We start from the raw sequence: 16,297 nt of genomic DNA, 5'->3' as shown, positions 1-16,297 counted from the left end.
TTGCACCCGAAATCAGGAAACAAATAATACCATGGGAGAACAGAAAAGAAAAGAAGAAGCCCAAAAACGCTACTTTATATTCGAGCGTAAAAACTATCAGTTTATGCTTATTGGTATTGCATTTATTGCCCTCGGCTTCATTTTAATGTCCGGTGGCGGCAGCGACGACCCCAATGTATTTAATCCTGAAATTTACAGTTGGCGCCGCATTCGCTTGGCACCTGCCTTGATCCTTATTGGTTTTGGTATTGAAGTGTACGCTATTTTACTAAATCCTCACAAGAAAAAATAATCCATGAATAGTTGGGATGCCATTCTCTTGGGCATTATCCAAGGGTTTACCGAGTTTTTACCTGTTTCTTCCAGCGGTCACCTTGAATTAGGAAAAGCCATTCTTGGCGACACCATGGTTGCCGAAGAAAGCCTCTTATTTACTGTCGTTTTACACTTTGCCACAGCCTTGAGTACCATCGTGGTTTTCAGGAAAGATATAATTGAAATTATAAGTGCTTTACTGAAATTTCAATGGAATGAAGAAACACAGTTCATTATAAAAATTGGCGTTTCTATGTTGCCCGCCGTTGTTATCGGGCTGTTATTTGAAGAACAATTAGAAGCCTTTTTTGGCGGAAGCATCGCTTTTGTAGGCGCTATGCTTATTGTAACGGCGGTGTTGCTTTGGCTGGCCGATCGGGCTAAAAACACGGGAAAACCCGTTACGTTTAAAGATTCGTTTATAATCGGCATTTCGCAAGCAATTGCTATGCTTCCCGGTATTTCCCGAAGTGGGGCGACTATTTCCACTTCTGTTTTACTTGGAAATGATAAAAGTAAAGCGGCACGTTTTTCTTTTTTAATGGTTGTGCCATTAATATTCGGTAAAATTGCTAAAGATGTATTAAGCGGAGACCTCTCTTCTGAAAGCACCAACTTTACAACACTCGGCTTGGGCTTTATTGCTGCCTTTATCTGCGGGCTCATCGCCTGTACATGGATGATTGCATTGGTAAAAAAGAGCAAACTTCGCTATTTTTCTGTGTATTGTGTCATTGTTGGGTTGCTTGCCATCGTTGTAAGTTTCTTCGCATAACAGCTGTTTTTATGTATCTTTACTTTGTTATGGATGCTGAGATAAACAAAACCATTATCAATACTATTTTGCCCTTTAAACCAAAACAAATTTGCGTTTTTGGCAGCTATGCCCGTGGTGATATGAAAGAGGATAGCGATATTGATATACTTTTAGATGTCGATAAAAACGTTACCCTCTTAGATTTAGGAGGTTTATATATGGACCTTGTTGAGAAACTGAACCGTAAAATAGACCTGGTAACAAAAGATGGACTCAACCCTCTTTTTAAACCTTTTATTGAAAAGGACTTGATAGAAATTTACCATGCCGATTAAAAAAGACAAACCGCTAATATTATTAATATCGAAGTACATTGATAGAATAATTGAATTTACGGATGGGTTAACGCTGGAAGAATTTTCTGAGAGCCAAATAACCTATGATGCCTGTGTATTAAATCTCTTGAATATTGGAGAAACCTTAAAGAAAGTTTCCAAAGGTTTAAAAAACAAGTATCCCAACATTGAATATAAAAAGATCATCGGTCTTAGAAATATAATAGCCCACCATTACGAAGCGATAGAACCTTACCGTGTTTTTCAATTTGCAAAAAATGACCTCCCTAAATTAAAGACCGAAATTGAAAAAATCCTCAATAATGCCCCTAACTAAGCTTACAGAACAAGACTATAAAGACGGACAAGTACTTTTAATAGACAAACCCCTTAACTGGACTTCGTTTCAGGTGGTTAACAAAGTGCGTTGGCTTATTAAACAACGCTTTGGATTAAAGAAAATTAAAGTAGGCCACGCGGGAACATTAGATCCTTTGGCTACTGGACTGCTTATTTTATGTACCGGGAAATTTACCAAAAAGATTGAAACGTTTCAAGCGCAAGAAAAAGAATACACCGGTACCTTTACGCTTGGCGCCACCACGCCCAGTTACGATCTGGAAACCGAAATAGACCAAAGGTTTGATATTTCAGAAATCACTTCGGAAAAAATTAATGAAGCTACAAAACAATTTATAGGTGACATACAACAGCAACCGCCAGTTTTTTCAGCTTTAAAAAAAGAAGGAAAGCGCCTCTATGAATACGCCAGGGCCGGCGAGGAAGTTAAAATCGCTTCACGAACGGTACACATTTCGGCTTTTGAAATCACCCGCATCAACCTCCCTGAAATCGATTTTAAGGTGGCGTGCAGCAAAGGGACCTATATTCGCTCGTTAGCGCACGATTTTGGGAAAGCACTCGACAACGGTGCGCACCTTTCGGCACTGCGACGTACCAAAATAGGTGATTTCTCGGTAGAGGACGCCATCAGTATTGACCATTTTGAACAATCCTTAAAAAAACCCGACTCATAATAATCTATTAATTATCAATGGGTTTTGCGTATTTTTGCTTACTTTTTCCCCTGAAGTAATGAACCTAAACCATTCATACCGATCCCTGCTTGTTACCTCCCTGCTTTTTGGGATATTCTTTTTATTGCTGTACAGCGTTAAATTGGGCAAGATAAAACAACCTGAAGAACCGGTGTACGATATTGAATACGCCACCATCGAAGAACTTCCCGCCATTGAAAAAGAACTGGAGCAAACCAATCCCAAAACAACGGCCATAGAAACCAACCGTGCCTATAATGAAGCCCAAGACTGGATTGCCGAAATGAGCCAAGAAGAGCAGGAAACTTCCGAAGCTTTACAAAGAAAAATGGCAGAGATAGATGCGGCCATCGAAAGTTCAAACGCTTCCACAAACGGAAATGGGATGCGTGCCGCGGAAAAAACTTCAGAAAAAAACAAAAAATCCAATACAGCGAAAACAGAAGAAGCGAAAGGCAAAAAATCTGTCAACCGCCGAACCACCATAAGTTACCGATTGGTAAACCGCAGCGACCTTGACCTACCCAACCCGGTTTATACCTGCGAAGGCAGTGGCAAAGTGGTCATTAACATTGTGGTCGATTCTTTAGGGAATGTTATTAAAACAAATTATAGCGAAACGGCCTCCACCACTGCAAACGGCTGCTTGATCGATAGCGCCATAGAATATGCAAAGCAAGCACGGTTTACCAAAAAAACGAGTAAAAAAAGACAACTGGGCACCATTACCTATAATTTTCCTGGGCAATATTGATTATTTAAAATAATTGTACCTTCCCTAAAATTTTCTTTTATGAACAAACAACGTTGTTCTTGGTGTGGAGACGACCCTTTATATATAGCCTATCACGATACCGAATGGGGTGTGCCGGTACGTGACGACAAAACACTTTTTGAGTTTTTATTGCTGGAAACTTTTCAAGCTGGCTTGAGCTGGATTACCATTTTACGAAAACGGGAAAACTTCAGAAAAGCGTTTGATGGGTTCGATTATAAAAAAATTGCCCAATACGACCAAAAAAAGATCGATTCGCTGTTACAAAATGCAGGAATTATCCGTAATAAGTTGAAAGTGAATTCGGCCGTTACCAATGCCCAAGCTTTTATGAAAGTACAAGAAGAATTTGGCAGTTTCAGCAACTATATTTGGGGGTTTGTGGACGGAAAACCTATTCAAAATAATTTGAAAACCTTGGAAAACGCCCCTGCCAACACGCCGTTGAGCGACAAAATAAGCAAAGGTCTAAAGAAAAGAGGGTTTAAGTTTGTGGGCTCCACAGTTGTGTATGCACATATGCAGGCAACAGGCATGGTCAATGACCATGTTACCTCATGTTTTAGACACCAAGAAATTAAAGATGGAACCTTTTAGGGATATTTTGGGGCAACAACCGAAAGGTATTTATTGCTTGTAAAATCCAAGCTCAAAGCTTTTAATGATTGTTTATAGCGGTACATCAACGTGGCATCGGTTGGTTTTTCCATTGAAAAAAGCTTTTCAAACCAAAGTTTGGCAGCCTCGTAATTACTTTTAAAATAATGGGCGTTCGCCAGTTTTTTATAGATGAAAGGCGTGCCGTAGCCTTCATCTACCACCTGTTCGTACACTTTAATGATATCAATATCGGTATTGACATTTACGGTTTTTTTTGCATCGTTCGATTGTGCCATAACTGCAAATGAAGTGCAGCACAACAGCAGAAACAAGACGTGGGGAAGTCGTTTCATAAATTGGGGATTGTAAGAAATTACTCAGTCAAATATGATTAAAAACTATTTTATAACCAAAATTTTTCGACTAAATACGGTTTGTTGTTAAATTAGACTGCAAATAAAACAAAACCATCCACAAAATATTGCATCGGTTATGTTAAAGTTTCAACCTCGTTTAGTCAAGGTATTTCATAAAGCGTTCCCGCGGAAGTTGTACCGCGTCCAAGCGCTGTAAATGATAAGAATGCACTTGACAATCAATTAATTTATACTGTTTTTCCTTCAATGACTGGACGAGGTGATAAAAGCCCACTTTTGATGCATCGCTAACTTTTGTGAACATACTTTCGCCGCAAAACACTTTTTTTTCCGGTAAATCGATACCGTACAATCCGCCCACTAATTTGTTATCCTGCCATACTTCTACCGAAACCGCATGGCCTTGTTGATGTAACTTTAAATATGCCCGTTGCATCTCGGGCGTGATCCATGTGCTGGGCTGTCCCTCGCGTTTTATGGTAGCGCAATTTTCAATCACTTCGGAAAAAGATGAATTGAACGTTACCCTGAATTTTTCGGAAACGATACTTTTCCGGAAACTTTTCGACACCTTTAAATCCTTTGGAAACAAGACCATCCGTGGATCGGGGCTCCACCATAATATAGGTTGCCCGTCTGAATACCAAGGAAAAATCCCCGATTGGTAGGCTAACAGCAATCGTTCTGAAGATAAATCGCCCCCAACGGCCAATAAGCCATCTTCATCGGCAGCGGTGACGGATGGAAACCAAAGTTGTTCGGTTAAAAAGTGCATAAACGGTTTTGATTTTTTAATTCAGAAAAAATTACCACAACAGCAATCCTACAATGTACACCACGACTGCAGCGACCATCATAAGGAGGGTGTACGGTAAAATTTCACGAGCTTTTAAACGTGTTATGGCCAATAATGGCAATGCCCAAAACGGTTGCAGCATATTGGTTATTTGATCGCCATACGCCAAGGCCATGATCATTTTGGGCAAGGGCACACCCAATTTTAAAGCTGACTCCACCACGATGGGGCCTTGCACCGCCCATTGCCCGCCACCGCTGGGCACGAAAATATTGACCACCCCCGCACTGAAAAAAGTGAAAATAGGCAAAGTCGTGGTCGTGGCGATAGAAGCAAAGAAATCTGAAATCAGCACGATCATCCCACTGTCGCGCATAATCCCCATTATACCAAAATACAAAGGAAACTGGATGAGAATCCCTGCAGCATCAGATATCGCTACGCTCAAGGCTTTTAGAAAGTTGGCGAACGTGCCATGCAAAATCAGCCCCAAACCCAACATAAAAAAGTTCAATAAATTTGGGCTAATGGCCAAATTTTTAATGGCACCGGAGTATTGATAAAACAGGGCGACTAAAATCAAAACTCCAAAGCCGATCCCTACTATTCTTGAATGGTTGATTTTTTCTGCTCCGCGGAGGTTTTCAGGTTTTTCTGTTTCATTTCCTTTATACACCGGAAGGGTTACGTAACTGCTTTTGGTGTTTTTTCCAATACCGTATAAGACCAGCGGGATGACAACCAACAGAACCCCAAACAACACCAAATTATACCCACTGAAAACAGTGTCCTTAAAGGTAATTAACTCGGGCAATTGACTGGCCAATTGCGGATTGCCAACCCCTGTCATTAAACTGCTCAAATGTCCGGCTTCTGAAACCTTGAGCGGTGCCGATCCACTGATACCACCGTGCCAGACCATTAAACCTACATAGCCTGCAGCGCCAATTAATGGATAATTGATTTTAAAATTTCGGCTTTGGGCAGCTTCTGCGACTTTACGTGCCATGATAGCGCCAAAAATGAGCCCCAGTCCCCAATTAAAAACGACACCAACATAGTACTGATAGAAACCAACAACACGGCATTCGACGTATTGGTGACCAAATTGGTAAGTTTGGTTATCAATGCGTTCATGGGTTTGCTGAGGACCAAAATATGGCCCAAGACCAAAATAAGCATCATTTGGTAGCCAAACACCAGCAAGGCGTTGTTCCAAATACCGCTTTCCCAGTACGAAAGAATGGTTAAAAAGTGTGGTTCCTTGGTGGGGGCATCGGTCAAAAAATAAGCCATGAGCATGGTCACCACCGTCAATATAACCGCAATGGCAAAAGGGGAAGGTAAAAACCGTTTAAAAAGGTTCTCGATGGTTTGGGTGATGTTCATTTCCCAAAAATAGGGAAAAGCCTGAATCTTGGTTCAAATAATATGTAAGATTCATTTGAAAATAGTAGTTTTAAAATGAATATGAAAAGAGATACTATTTTTAAAAAGATAAGAGAGCTTATAATAAGAGAAAGATGGGAATACGACTTTGTAATTAAGGAGAGTACTTCCCTTCAAGATGATTTGAAGATTTACGGAGACGACGCTACTGATTTTTTGACAAAATTTTGTGAGGAATTCAATTGTAAACCTAAAGATTTTAAATTTGATGATTACTTTGCACCGGAACCTAGTTGGACAGACCTTTTCAGAAAAAAGAAAAAATATAAAAGCTTCACAGTTCTCGATTTAATAAAAGCGGCCGAAAAAGGTACACTAACATAAAAAAACAGCCCCGAACCTCGAAGCTGTTTTCTACAATTTAATTTAAGGTTTTCAATTAAAACGGCAAATCGTCGTGATCTTCTTCGTTTAAATCGTTGGCCGGCTCAAAAGCATCTTCCGGTGGCATGGGTGGCATATCCTGTGATGCGGCTTGGTCTAAGTTCTCTATGCGCCATCCATTTAGGGAAAGAAAGTATTTTGCCTCGCCCTGCGGATTGATCCATTCCCTGCCGCGCAGGTTAACGCTCACTTTTACGTTTTGCCCTACTTTAAAAGGATCTAGCATGCTGGTTTTGTCCTGCGTAAACTCGATTAATATATGCTGTGGGTATTGTTCTTCGGTGGTGACGACCATCTCACGTTTTTGAAAACCGTTGCTTCCATAGGTCTTCGTCTCATCGATCATCTTAATTTTTCCTTGTACTTCCATCGTGTTCGTTATTGTGTTATTGATTTATTTGTTGTCCAGGTTTAATTTTCTTTTCTATTTTTTTTCAGAAGCAGATCGCGCTAACAATAAGTTCCAGGCTTCTGTTATTTTTCCATCGCAAAGCAACTCTTGTGCCCTAGTATGGATTTCTTCTTCGGTCCCCGATGCTATTAAATATTGTTCTGTTTCCGAAGCATCTTCAATATATGTTTTTATCTGCTGTTGGGTGGGCAGCTGCTCTACATTGCCCAGCATTCCCAAGTCGTTTCCGGTAAGTATGCTACTTGTTCTAATTGGTTCTGGCAGAGCATCGACACCCATGCCTAAAGTTCTTAGGGGTTTTGGCACTTCAAACATCCCCGTTTTGGCACGGGTGTACCAATTGCCACCCATACGGGCCACAGTGTCTATTTTGTCTGGATCAATGCTTCCTTTTTCATCTAAAATATTTTCATTTACATGAACCTTTACCACTTCGCAAATTACAAGATTCCCGGCGCCGCCTTCTTCGCCAGTTATGATGACTTCTTTTACCTTACATTCAAATTGAACGGGTGATTCGGCTACACGCGGAGGTGTTACCACATCGGAAGGCATTTCGGTAAAGCCGGCTTTTACAAATTCGTTGACGCCTTTATCGTATTCGGTAGAAGATAGGCTCATTTGCTGCACCATCGCATGATTAACAATGTTGATCACCACTTCTTTGGTTTCCAACACGTTTTCCAGGGTGTGTTTGGTGGTGTTACCCCGTACCCGACGGGCTGGCGAAAAAACCATGGTGGGCGGATTGGCCCCAAAAACATTGAAAAAGCTAAAGGGCGATAAATTAACATTTCCTTCTGCATCTACCGTGCTGGCAAAACAGATAGGGCGCGGTGCTACGGCCCCTACCAAGTAACCGTGCAGTTTTTTTGTGGTAATTTCTTGTGGATCAATACTAATCATAAGGCACAAAGGTACCCAAACTTAAAAAGTTGTAAAAATTTGATGGTACAATAATATCAACATATTTGCTTTATATTTATTCCCGCCTTTCCTTTAAAAAATCATGAGGCGCGAAAATTGCTTTTAAAATTATTTTATGTTCAACAAAACAGCTTTTACCCGTTGGTTTTTTATTGCTGCCTCCGTTATTATCATTGGCCTTATTTTATGGAACACGCTGGTGTTTTTCAATCAGTTGAAAGATGACGAGCGTAATAAAATGCAGGTTTGGGCTGCAGCTCAAGAAGAACTGCAAAAAATAAGTATTACAGAAAACAATGTGAGTGAAACGGCAACAGTAGTGATACAGAGCAACAACACCACGCCCATGATCCTCTACAACCCAGAGGCCGACACCTACAACGAACGGAACATCCCCGAAAATAAATTCAATACCCCCGAAAAAAGAAAAAAACTCATTGAGCAGTTTTCTTCGGAATACAAACCCATAAAAGTCTATTTTGAAGACGAACTATTTCAGGTAATTTATTACGGAAACTCCCCTCTTATCAATAAGTTGAAATATTATCCAGCGGTATTGATCTTAATTATCCTGCTCATCTTTTTGGCCATCTACCTATTTTACCAAACATCCAAATCGGCCGAACAGAACAAGCTTTGGGCTGGAATGGCCAAAGAAACAGCACACCAAATAGGCACGCCGCTTTCTTCATTGGTAGGTTGGACCGAAATTTTAAAAGAAGAAACCGTCAATCCGGAATATGTTTCTGAAATTGAAAAGGACGTGGACCGCTTAAAAACCATTACCGAGCGGTTTTCAAAAATAGGTTCGGTACCAAAACTCCAAGAAGCAGATTTAGTGGTAGAAACACAAGCCGCTTTTGATTATTTGAAAAGCCGAAGCTCTAAATTGATTCAGTTTAAACTGAATGTACCCAACGAACCCGTACCCGTTATGCTGAACCCACAACTTTTTGGATGGACCATCGAAAATTTGGTAAAAAACGGTATCGATGCCATGAAAGGGAAAGGAACCATTACCATTTCCATAGAAAAGAACAGTAAAAAGGCACATTTGCGCATTACTGATACCGGAAAAGGGATTTCAAAAAGAAAGCACAAAGCCGTGTTCGTGCCCGGTTATACCACTAAAAAAAGGGGATGGGGCCTTGGATTGTCGCTGGCAAAACGTATTATTGAAACATACCATAACGGAAAAATACACGTTTTAAACAGCACACCCGGAAAAGGAACCACCATGCAATTAACGTTGCGCTTACAGCAAAGTTCATGATAACCAAACACGTTTTACATACCGCCCGCCTCAACAACAACTGCCCAGAATGCTACGATACCAGCGGATTGGAATTTACTTTCACACAACAAGAGAAACATACAGCGTTTTACCATAAGGCTAACAAACAAATCGATGAAAAGCTGTATTGCCATACTTGCAACAATACCATATACCCCGTTAACTGGACCGAAGATATTGAACGCGTGTACCAATACCATAAAAAACAAGCGCATCCTAAAGCAACCTATTTGCGATTAAAACCCTTAGCCTATGGTTTAATACTCTTAGGCATTGTTGCTGTGGGAGCAATGGTTTATATGTTGATTACGTTTTAAGAATATTGAAGTTTTAAGCCGAGTCAAGTCTTTTCCAAAAAAAAAACGCCCAATGTAAATTGACACATTGGGCGTTTTGGGACGTTCGTTTAGTTTATTGCAAAACACTTATTGCAACCACGTTTTGAACGATACGCTCTTTTTCAGTTTTTCTGAAATTTCTGAAATATCAATGCGTTCTTGCTCCATACTGTCGCGGTCGCGAATGGTCACCGTGTTGTCTTCTTTTGTTTGGTGGTCTATGGTGATACAAAAAGGGGTTCCAGCGGCATCTTGACGGCGGTAGCGACGCCCAACGGCATCTTTTTCGTCATAAACCACGTTGTAGTCCCACTGCAAGTCTTCGATTATTTTTTCGGCTATTTCTGGTAGGCCGTCTTTTTTCACCAATGGTAAAATGGCCGCCTTTGTTGGGGCCAAGATAGCCGGTATTTTTAAGACCGTTCTGGTTTTGCCATCTTCCAACTCCTCTTCTTCCAAAGCATTGCTTAAAACGGCCAAAAACATCCTGTCTAGACCAATGGACGTCTCTACAACATAAGGAACGTAGTTTTTGTTCAGTTCAGGATCAAAGAATTGCAGTTTTTTACCACTGTATTCTTCATGTGCCTTTAAGTCGAAATCAGTCCGGGAGTGGATGCCTTCCAGCTCCTTAAAACCAAACGGAAAGTTAAACTCTATATCGGCTGCGGCATTGGCGTAATGTGCCAGTTTCTCATGGTCATGAAAACGATAATTCTCTTCGCCCATCCCTAACGACAGATGCCATTTTAAGCGGGTTTCTTTCCAGTATTCGTACCATTTCAATTCTTCACCAGGACGCACAAAAAACTGCATTTCCATTTGCTCGAACTCCCGCATACGGAAAATGAACTGCCGTGCCACGATTTCGTTTCTAAAGGCCTTTCCCGTTTGAGCGATACCAAAAGGGATTTTCATCCGGCCGGTTTTCTGTACGTTTAAGAAGTTCACGAAAATCCCTTGCGCCGTTTCGGGACGCAAGTATAAATCGGTCGCATGTTCTGCCGAGGCACCCAATTTGGTACCGAACATTAAGTTGAATTGCCGTACTTCGGTCCAGTTTTTACTTCCGGTTTCAGGACAAGCTATGCCCAGTTCTTCAATAAGGGTCTTAACATCTTTTAAATCTTCGGCAGCAAGCGATTTTGCCATACGGCCCAAGATTTCTTTTTGTTCCTCCCTATAGCGAACCACCCGGGGGTGCGTACTCACAAACTGGGTTTCGTCAAAAGCGTCCCCAAAGCGTTTTTTGGCTTTCTTTATTTCTTTCTGTGCTTTCTGCTCTAATTTTTCGGCATAATCTTCGATCAATACATCGGCGCGGTAGCGTTTTTTGGAGTCCTTGTTGTCTATCAAAGGATCGGTAAAGGCGTCGACGTGGCCAGAGGCTTTCCACGTGGTGGGATGCATCAATATAGCGGCATCGATGCCCACAATGTTCTGGTGCATATGAACCATACTGCGCCACCAGTAGTTGCGGATGTTGTTTTTAAGCTCCACCCCGTTTTGGGCATAATCGTACACGGCGCTGAGCCCGTCATAGATTTCACTGGACGCAAAAACATATCCATATTCTTTTGCGTGGGAGACTACCTTTTTAAAATGATCTTCGTTGTTTGCCATAGCGCAAAAATAAAAAAACCGCTACGATAACACATAGCGGTTTCATAAATTTATTGTGGTTGTTACTTTAATTCCATGGTGGTGCTGGCCACTTGGTTTTTGCCGTCAAAAACATTGACCACATAACGCCCTTCAATTAGGTTGTTTTCGGTTGCATCTACCAGTACACAAACGTCCAATTCTTCATTTTCATAAAACACGGTGGATTTTGCACTGTAATTTAAAAATTCGCCATTATCAAAACCAATGGTTTCTTTAACGCCCAACAAGTTATTTTTGGGATTAATGACCTGTACATACAGATCACGGTCTCCACTTTTGGCAATAACGTTAGGTGCCAAGGTAAAGCAAGCCCTTATTTTATCTGCCCTGCTAGCACGGCGGGTATCGACCACTTTACCACTGTTACGGATAATGACGGCCTCGCCCCTTAAATCGGTTGCGTTGACAATAGACCCTTTTTCAATGGTTTCGGCCATAGAAGTATTTTCTTGGTTGACCGAATCGACCACTTTTATGGTTTCGTTAAGCACGGTTGTGGTGCTGTCGCGCTCCATGGCGATGCGTTTGTTGGCAGCGATCAAACTATCCGCCCGTTTAAAGAGCATGGTGCGTTCGCGTTTCAGCCTGCCTATTTCATTTTTATAACGCTCTATCAACAGTACATTGGCCTCAGCGTCTTTTACCGAATCCAACAAAACTTCAATACGCTCACGGGCAGCAAGGAGGTCTTTGTCCTTAAGTTCGTTGTCTTGGATCACTTCATCGTAGTTGGCAATCAACTCTTCCAGTTCATTTTCAATCGTTTGTTTTTGTTGCTCCAGCCCAGTTACCTTATCTTTACTATCGTTATAAAGAGAAACGGTGTAAACGGCAAGGGCGATCAACAATACAGACAATACTCCTATGAGTATTTTAAACTTGGTCCCGCTGGTTTCTGAATCTGGCATATCAAGATGGTTTTAAATGCTAAAATACGAACGGGGCAGTAACCGAAACGTTTACGAAATGGTAAAAAATTTTAAATTATGTTAAATCTTTTGTTCCCGAAGGTATGTGCCGGTTGCAACGAACTGCTTTTGCGGGACGAAAAAGTGCTCTGCGCCACGTGTAGGTTTAACTTGCCCTTGGCCTGTCATCACAGAAACGACGACCCCACCTTCGCTACCGTTTTTTATGGTCGCTTTCCCGTTGAACAGGCCACTGCCCTGCTTCAGTTTCAGAAAAGGGGGATTACCCAGAACATTCTTCATAACCTAAAGTACAGGAACCAAGAGCACATTAGCGGGTTCTTCGGAAAATGGCTGGGCGGCGAACTTTCAGAAACAAAAAGCTACAGCACCATCGATTTGGTGATTCCCGTGCCGCTCCATAAACAGAAGCTGAAAAAACGGGGATACAACCAAGTGGAAGGTTTCGGAAAGGCTATTGCCAACGCCCTGAACGTTCCATACCGCGACGATGTGCTGCTTAAAATTTCAAAAACAAATTCGCAGGTGTTTAAAGAACGGTTTTCCCGGTTTAACCCCTTGTGGAAAGAAGAAGGCGTATTTTCCCTTCAGAAAAAAGAAATCATTGAAGGAAAGCACATATTACTGGTGGACGACATCGTTACCACCGGAGCCACGCTCGAAACCTGTGCCCAGCAATTGCTGAAGGCCAAAGGGATAAAACTTAGCTTGGCAACCATTGCTATTGCGTAATAATCAAAATAACAAACCGGCCGGCCGGCAAGCAGGTCGCAAAAATCGAAAAGATTAAATTTACATCCTGCTAAAATACCTTAGAACCAAAGAATCCTTATTTTTGCCTTGATGAAAAGCCGATTGTTATACATTCCCATCGTATTGCTTTTTCTACTTTCGTTTGTAGAATGCGCCAAAAAGGGCTCACCATCTGGAGGCGAACGCGACAGCATTCCGCCCGTGATCGTAAGAAGCGTGCCCGAAAACTATACCACGAACTTTACAGGGAATGAAATAAGCATTTATTTTGATGAATATATTAAGCTGAAAGACCTTCAGAAAAAACTTATCATTTCCCCACCACTCAAGTATCCGCCCAATATCACGCCCTTGAGCACCTCAAAACGCTTGCGCATTCAAATAGAAGACACTTTAAAGGAAAACACGACCTATTCCATAAACTTTGGACAGAGCATTGTCGATAATAATGAGGAAAATCCGTTTGAATATTACAAATACGTATTCTCTACCGGAAGCTATATCGACAGCCTTAACGTGAAGGGCCGCGTACAGGATGCCTTGTTGCCCAATCCAGAAATCCCTACCACCGTCATGCTGTATGAAGTGGACGAAACCTTCGTGGATTCTTTAGTTTATTCCGAAAAACCGAAGTACATTACCACTACCAAAGACAGCACGGGTATTTTTGAAATCACCAATGTGAAAGAAGGCAATTACCTGCTGATGGCCTTAAAAGAAAATAACAACGATTACACTTTTCAGCCCGAAAACGACAAGATTGGGGTCGCTTCGGAAATTATTAGTTTACCAACAGACAGCACTTTCACCCTTACCCTTTTTAAAGAAACCCCAGCATACCAAGTTGCCCGACCCAAGCACGAATCGAAAAACCACATTATATTTGGTTATCAAGGCATTGCCGACAGCTTGCAACTGGAACTGCTTTCGCAAGTTCCATCAAACTTTGAAGAAAAAACCTACAAAGACCTTAAAAAAGACACGCTGCACTATTGGTTTAAGCCTGAGGTGGAGAACGATTCGCTGTTGTTCTTGGCTAGAAACAGCGGCATTATCGATACCCTAAACGTAAAAATGCGGAACCTGTACCGGGATTCCTTAAAAATAGAGCCTTTACAAACGGGTATCATGCTGCCCAGTGACACCTTGAAATTGCTGGCCAACACGCCATTGGAAGCGATTGATGATGAAAAGATAACTGTTTTGGATAACGATTCCATCGCAATTCCGCCAATTATGGCCATCGATAAAAAACACAATGTGGCCAACGTGTTTTTTCCAAAAACAGAGGACAAAACCTACCAAGTACAGCTGTTGCCCGGCGCATTGACCGACTTTTACGAAGCAACCAACGATACACTCACCTATACCTTGCGAACCAAGGCCGTTTCAGATTACGGCACGTTGAACATAACGTTTGAAAATTTACGGCAGTTTCCTGTAATCGTCCAGTTGGTGGATAGTAAGTTCAAGGTCATTGCAGAAGAGTACATCACCGAACTACAACCCGTGTTATTTAAAAATATCAACCCTGGAACGTATTACGTGCGCGTTGTTTTTGACGAAAACAGCAACAAAAAATGGGACACCGGCCGTTTTTTAACCCGCCAACAACCCGAACGGGTTTTGTATTACCCGTCGCAATTGGAGGTACGGGCCAATTGGAGCTTAAACGAAACCTTTATATTAACCGAAACCGATCGCGGTCCTGCAGAAACTTTAGATGCTCCCGAGTAGTTGCAATATGCCCTTTGGTCAAGGTTAGGGTCTCAACAAACTCTGTCTCAAAATCTTTTCTGGAAACTTGTTTTCCCAACACATTGTACACTGCAGAATGACCGTTGTATTCGTGGCCGTTGCCATCAACCCCAACCCGGTTTACCCCAATGCAGTAACTCATATTTTCTATGGCACGGGCCCGTAACAGGGCGTCCCAGGCAAAGGTGCGTTTTTTGGGCCAGCACGCAACATACAGCAATAGATCATAATCTTCCGTATTTCTGGACCAAACCGGAAAACGCAGGTCGTAGCAAACCAACGGGCAAATTTTCCAGCCCTTGTACTCCACGATAAGCCGTTCGGTTCCTTTGCTGTAGGTTTTGTGTTCCCCGGCAAAGGTAAACGTGTGTTTTTTATCGTAGGTTTTGTAACTGCCATCGGGAAAAACAAAGAACAACCGGTTATAGTAGTTGCTTTCCTCTTTAATAATAACACTTCCCGTTATGGCCGCGTCTTGTTTTTTGGCTTCGGAAATCATCCAATTTAGGCTTTTGCCGTTGGTTTCTTCGGCAAGGTTTGAAGCGTTCATGGAAAAGCCCGTGGTGAACATTTCAGGAAGGATAATTAAATCGGTTTCTTCAGAAATGGAATTCATTTTTTCTGAAAACATGCGTCTATTCGCGGCTGCATCTTCCCAATGCAGTTTAGATTGAATGAGGGTTGTTTTTAAATTTTTAATCATAGTCGCGTTTTAACACTTACAAGGAAGCCTTCGGCATCATCTCGCAGGATATAGTAACTGGTATCCAAAAATACCTTTAATTATGGCCAATGTGATAATCTGGCGAGCGTTTCCAAATAAAGCCTAAAATAACAAAAGCCACACCAAAAAAAGTAAGCGGGTGCAACCAGCTCACCGTGGTTGAAAAGTACAATACTCCCCAAGCGAGAAGGCATAAAACGCCAAGTATTAATAAAAAACGGTTCATAATTCAATTTTATAGGGTTCAACTTCAAAAAGTTATGCATTTTAGGCATAACATCAAATTATTCTCACCAATCTTCTATTTTTTGCAGCACTTCTTTCCTATTCATTCCTGTTTGTTCTGCTATACAGGATACCGTTTCGCTAAAATCCCTGCTTTCATCTTCTGAAAAGGACAGGTTATGCTTTTCTAGAAAGGGATCGCGTATCTGTTTCCATTTTTTCCCCAACATTTCCAGCCGGTTATCATCGCCCCTTCGAAATTTTGCTTCTTCTTTGTCAGCTTTCCCAGTTTTTCCAGTGTATTTCTCCTGTTGTGCTTCATCGCTTCCCGCTACATACTTGGGGTTTTGTTTTTCTTCTGTGTTCATGATACTTAAGGTTATGGTCGTCATTTTTAAAGGTAGTAAAAAGACCGCCCTTTTATTC

The 16,297-nt window shown here is 41.6% G+C and carries 21 protein-coding genes and 1 pseudogene; 12 read left to right on the top strand and 10 right to left on the bottom strand.

Annotated features, from left to right (window positions below; genetic code table 11):
* Nucleotides 1-31: 31 nt before the first annotated feature.
* Genes DDV96_RS10070 through DDV96_RS10040 form a run of 7 tightly spaced genes read left to right on the top strand, consistent with a single transcriptional unit; the run spans nucleotide 32 to nucleotide 3,837 of the window.
* A complete protein-coding gene (locus DDV96_RS10070; protein ID WP_116694647.1) occupies nucleotides 32-292 on the top strand; it encodes a DUF3098 domain-containing protein in 261 nt (86 codons plus the stop codon).
* 3 nt (nucleotides 293-295) lie between these two features.
* Nucleotides 296-1,090 (top strand): undecaprenyl-diphosphate phosphatase, encoded by a 795-nt coding sequence (locus DDV96_RS10065; RefSeq protein ID WP_116694646.1) that lies wholly within the window; start codon nucleotides 296-298, stop codon nucleotides 1,088-1,090.
* Nucleotides 1,091-1,101: 11 nt separating this feature from the next.
* Nucleotides 1,102-1,407 carry a nucleotidyltransferase family protein gene (locus tag DDV96_RS10060; protein ID WP_165806001.1) on the top strand — a complete coding sequence of 102 codons (306 nt, stop codon included), beginning with the start codon at nucleotides 1,102-1,104 and terminating at the stop codon, nucleotides 1,405-1,407.
* The gene (locus DDV96_RS10055; protein WP_116694644.1) at nucleotides 1,397-1,744 is read left to right on the top strand and encodes a HepT-like ribonuclease domain-containing protein; all 348 of its coding nucleotides are present in this window, start codon (nucleotides 1,397-1,399) and stop codon (nucleotides 1,742-1,744) included. Before DDV96_RS10060 ends, DDV96_RS10055 begins: the two co-directional genes overlap by 11 nt.
* The gene (gene truB, locus DDV96_RS10050) at nucleotides 1,731-2,444 is read left to right on the top strand and encodes a tRNA pseudouridine(55) synthase TruB (protein WP_116694643.1); all 714 of its coding nucleotides are present in this window, start codon (nucleotides 1,731-1,733) and stop codon (nucleotides 2,442-2,444) included. The genes DDV96_RS10055 and truB overlap by 14 nt, the downstream gene beginning before the upstream one ends.
* 58 nt (nucleotides 2,445-2,502) lie before the next feature.
* The gene (locus DDV96_RS10045; protein WP_116694642.1) at nucleotides 2,503-3,219 is read left to right on the top strand and encodes a hypothetical protein; all 717 of its coding nucleotides are present in this window, start codon (nucleotides 2,503-2,505) and stop codon (nucleotides 3,217-3,219) included.
* Nucleotides 3,220-3,258: 39 nt separating this feature from the next.
* Nucleotides 3,259-3,837, top strand: coding sequence for a DNA-3-methyladenine glycosylase I (locus DDV96_RS10040; RefSeq protein WP_116694641.1), 579 nt, complete (start codon nucleotides 3,259-3,261; stop codon nucleotides 3,835-3,837).
* Here DDV96_RS10040 and DDV96_RS10035 read toward each other — a convergent pair.
* The 3 genes and pseudogenes from DDV96_RS10035 to DDV96_RS10025 form a co-directional block, all read right to left on the bottom strand.
* The gene (locus DDV96_RS10035) at nucleotides 3,834-4,193 is read right to left on the bottom strand and encodes a hypothetical protein (RefSeq protein ID WP_116694640.1); all 360 of its coding nucleotides are present in this window, start codon (nucleotides 4,191-4,193) and stop codon (nucleotides 3,834-3,836) included. The genes DDV96_RS10040 and DDV96_RS10035 overlap by 4 nt on opposite strands.
* A 160-nt stretch (nucleotides 4,194-4,353) precedes the next feature.
* Nucleotides 4,354-4,992 (bottom strand): leucyl/phenylalanyl-tRNA--protein transferase, encoded by a 639-nt coding sequence (gene aat, locus DDV96_RS10030; protein WP_116694639.1) that lies wholly within the window; start codon nucleotides 4,990-4,992, stop codon nucleotides 4,354-4,356.
* A 31-nt stretch (nucleotides 4,993-5,023) separates the two neighbouring features.
* Nucleotides 5,024-6,402, bottom strand: a pseudogene (locus tag DDV96_RS10025) (short-chain fatty acid transporter).
* A gap of 81 nt (nucleotides 6,403-6,483) precedes the next feature.
* Between DDV96_RS10025 and DDV96_RS10020 the strand changes: the two are divergent.
* Entirely contained in the window at nucleotides 6,484-6,786 is a 303-nt protein-coding gene (locus DDV96_RS10020; RefSeq protein WP_165806000.1) for a DUF1493 family protein, read from the top strand.
* A gap of 55 nt (nucleotides 6,787-6,841) precedes the next feature.
* Here the strand turns inward: DDV96_RS10020 and DDV96_RS10015 are convergent, their stop codons facing one another.
* A complete protein-coding gene (locus DDV96_RS10015) occupies nucleotides 6,842-7,216 on the bottom strand; it encodes a DUF3127 domain-containing protein (protein WP_116694637.1) in 375 nt (124 codons plus the stop codon).
* Nucleotides 7,217-7,270: 54 nt separating this feature from the next.
* Nucleotides 7,271-8,164 (bottom strand): flavin reductase family protein, encoded by an 894-nt coding sequence (locus DDV96_RS10010; RefSeq protein ID WP_116694636.1) that lies wholly within the window; start codon nucleotides 8,162-8,164, stop codon nucleotides 7,271-7,273.
* 136 nt (nucleotides 8,165-8,300) lie between these two features.
* Here DDV96_RS10010 and DDV96_RS10005 point away from each other — a divergent pair, with 136 nt between their 5' ends.
* On the top strand, nucleotides 8,301-9,458 hold the full coding sequence (locus DDV96_RS10005; RefSeq protein ID WP_116694635.1) for a sensor histidine kinase: 1,158 nt from the start codon (nucleotides 8,301-8,303) through the stop codon (nucleotides 9,456-9,458).
* Nucleotides 9,455-9,796 carry a hypothetical protein gene (locus tag DDV96_RS10000; RefSeq protein WP_116694634.1) on the top strand — a complete coding sequence of 114 codons (342 nt, stop codon included), beginning with the start codon at nucleotides 9,455-9,457 and terminating at the stop codon, nucleotides 9,794-9,796. Before DDV96_RS10005 ends, DDV96_RS10000 begins: the two co-directional genes overlap by 4 nt.
* A gap of 108 nt (nucleotides 9,797-9,904) precedes the next feature.
* Here the strand turns inward: DDV96_RS10000 and DDV96_RS09995 are convergent, their stop codons facing one another.
* Nucleotides 9,905-11,440 carry a glycine--tRNA ligase gene (locus tag DDV96_RS09995; protein WP_116694633.1) on the bottom strand — a complete coding sequence of 512 codons (1,536 nt, stop codon included), beginning with the start codon at nucleotides 11,438-11,440 and terminating at the stop codon, nucleotides 9,905-9,907.
* Between the two features lie 62 nt (nucleotides 11,441-11,502).
* Complete coding sequence (locus DDV96_RS09990; RefSeq protein WP_116694632.1) at nucleotides 11,503-12,390, bottom strand: hypothetical protein; 888 nt, start codon at nucleotides 12,388-12,390, stop codon at nucleotides 11,503-11,505.
* A 78-nt stretch (nucleotides 12,391-12,468) separates the two neighbouring features.
* Between DDV96_RS09990 and DDV96_RS09985 the strand changes: the two genes are divergently transcribed.
* Nucleotides 12,469-13,143, top strand: a complete 675-nt coding sequence (locus tag DDV96_RS09985) for a ComF family protein (RefSeq protein WP_116694631.1) — start codon at nucleotides 12,469-12,471, stop codon at nucleotides 13,141-13,143.
* A 111-nt stretch (nucleotides 13,144-13,254) separates the two neighbouring features.
* On the top strand, nucleotides 13,255-14,901 hold the full coding sequence (locus DDV96_RS09980; protein ID WP_116694630.1) for an Ig-like domain-containing protein: 1,647 nt from the start codon (nucleotides 13,255-13,257) through the stop codon (nucleotides 14,899-14,901).
* On the opposite strand, the gene DDV96_RS09975 is transcribed toward DDV96_RS09980, so the two are convergent.
* From DDV96_RS09975 to DDV96_RS09970, 3 genes are all read right to left on the bottom strand, one after another.
* Nucleotides 14,846-15,625 carry an amidohydrolase gene (locus DDV96_RS09975; RefSeq protein ID WP_116694629.1) on the bottom strand — a complete coding sequence of 260 codons (780 nt, stop codon included), beginning with the start codon at nucleotides 15,623-15,625 and terminating at the stop codon, nucleotides 14,846-14,848. The two genes, DDV96_RS09980 and DDV96_RS09975, sit on opposite strands and share 56 nt — an antisense overlap.
* Nucleotides 15,626-15,701: 76 nt before the next feature.
* Entirely contained in the window at nucleotides 15,702-15,872 is a 171-nt protein-coding gene (locus DDV96_RS15850) for a hypothetical protein (protein ID WP_165805999.1), read from the bottom strand.
* 64 nt (nucleotides 15,873-15,936) lie between these two features.
* Nucleotides 15,937-16,239, bottom strand: a complete 303-nt coding sequence (locus DDV96_RS09970) for a hypothetical protein (RefSeq protein ID WP_116694628.1) — start codon at nucleotides 16,237-16,239, stop codon at nucleotides 15,937-15,939.
* Between the last annotated feature and the right edge of the window lie 58 nt (nucleotides 16,240-16,297).

Origin of the sequence: Marixanthomonas spongiae, from assembly GCF_003095375.1 — a bacterium.
Taxonomy (GTDB): domain Bacteria; phylum Bacteroidota; class Bacteroidia; order Flavobacteriales; family Flavobacteriaceae; genus Marixanthomonas; species Marixanthomonas spongiae.
The sequence above is the reverse complement of the archived record's forward strand: the minus strand, read 5'-3'. Positions and strand labels throughout refer to the sequence as shown.

Excerpts from the sequence above, each read along its gene's own strand:
- DDV96_RS10055 (WP_116694644.1), top strand. The coding sequence starts at position 1,397 with ATGCCGATTAAAAAAGACAAACCGCTAATATTATTAATATCGAAGTAC.
- DDV96_RS10040 (WP_116694641.1), top strand. The coding sequence starts at position 3,259 with ATGAACAAACAACGTTGTTCTTGGTGTGGAGACGACCCTTTATATATA.
- DDV96_RS10065 (WP_116694646.1), top strand. The coding sequence starts at position 296 with ATGAATAGTTGGGATGCCATTCTCTTGGGCATTATCCAAGGGTTTACC.
- DDV96_RS10000 (WP_116694634.1), top strand. The coding sequence starts at position 9,455 with ATGATAACCAAACACGTTTTACATACCGCCCGCCTCAACAACAACTGC.
- DDV96_RS09995 (WP_116694633.1), bottom strand. The coding sequence starts at position 11,440 with ATGGCAAACAACGAAGATCATTTTAAAAAGGTAGTCTCCCACGCAAAA.
- DDV96_RS10005 (WP_116694635.1), top strand. The coding sequence starts at position 8,301 with ATGTTCAACAAAACAGCTTTTACCCGTTGGTTTTTTATTGCTGCCTCC.
- DDV96_RS15850 (WP_165805999.1), bottom strand. The coding sequence starts at position 15,872 with ATGAACCGTTTTTTATTAATACTTGGCGTTTTATGCCTTCTCGCTTGG.
- DDV96_RS10035 (WP_116694640.1), bottom strand. The coding sequence starts at position 4,193 with ATGAAACGACTTCCCCACGTCTTGTTTCTGCTGTTGTGCTGCACTTCA.
- DDV96_RS09980 (WP_116694630.1), top strand. The coding sequence starts at position 13,255 with ATGAAAAGCCGATTGTTATACATTCCCATCGTATTGCTTTTTCTACTT.
- aat (WP_116694639.1), bottom strand. The coding sequence starts at position 4,992 with ATGCACTTTTTAACCGAACAACTTTGGTTTCCATCCGTCACCGCTGCC.
- truB (WP_116694643.1), top strand. The coding sequence starts at position 1,731 with ATGCCCCTAACTAAGCTTACAGAACAAGACTATAAAGACGGACAAGTA.
- DDV96_RS09990 (WP_116694632.1), bottom strand. The coding sequence starts at position 12,390 with ATGCCAGATTCAGAAACCAGCGGGACCAAGTTTAAAATACTCATAGGA.
- DDV96_RS10015 (WP_116694637.1), bottom strand. The coding sequence starts at position 7,216 with ATGGAAGTACAAGGAAAAATTAAGATGATCGATGAGACGAAGACCTAT.
- DDV96_RS09985 (WP_116694631.1), top strand. The coding sequence starts at position 12,469 with ATGTTAAATCTTTTGTTCCCGAAGGTATGTGCCGGTTGCAACGAACTG.
- DDV96_RS09970 (WP_116694628.1), bottom strand. The coding sequence starts at position 16,239 with ATGAACACAGAAGAAAAACAAAACCCCAAGTATGTAGCGGGAAGCGAT.
- DDV96_RS10060 (WP_165806001.1), top strand. The coding sequence starts at position 1,102 with ATGTATCTTTACTTTGTTATGGATGCTGAGATAAACAAAACCATTATC.
- DDV96_RS10010 (WP_116694636.1), bottom strand. The coding sequence starts at position 8,164 with ATGATTAGTATTGATCCACAAGAAATTACCACAAAAAAACTGCACGGT.
- DDV96_RS10045 (WP_116694642.1), top strand. The coding sequence starts at position 2,503 with ATGAACCTAAACCATTCATACCGATCCCTGCTTGTTACCTCCCTGCTT.
- DDV96_RS09975 (WP_116694629.1), bottom strand. The coding sequence starts at position 15,625 with ATGATTAAAAATTTAAAAACAACCCTCATTCAATCTAAACTGCATTGG.
- DDV96_RS10020 (WP_165806000.1), top strand. The coding sequence starts at position 6,484 with ATGAAAAGAGATACTATTTTTAAAAAGATAAGAGAGCTTATAATAAGA.
- DDV96_RS10070 (WP_116694647.1), top strand. The coding sequence starts at position 32 with ATGGGAGAACAGAAAAGAAAAGAAGAAGCCCAAAAACGCTACTTTATA.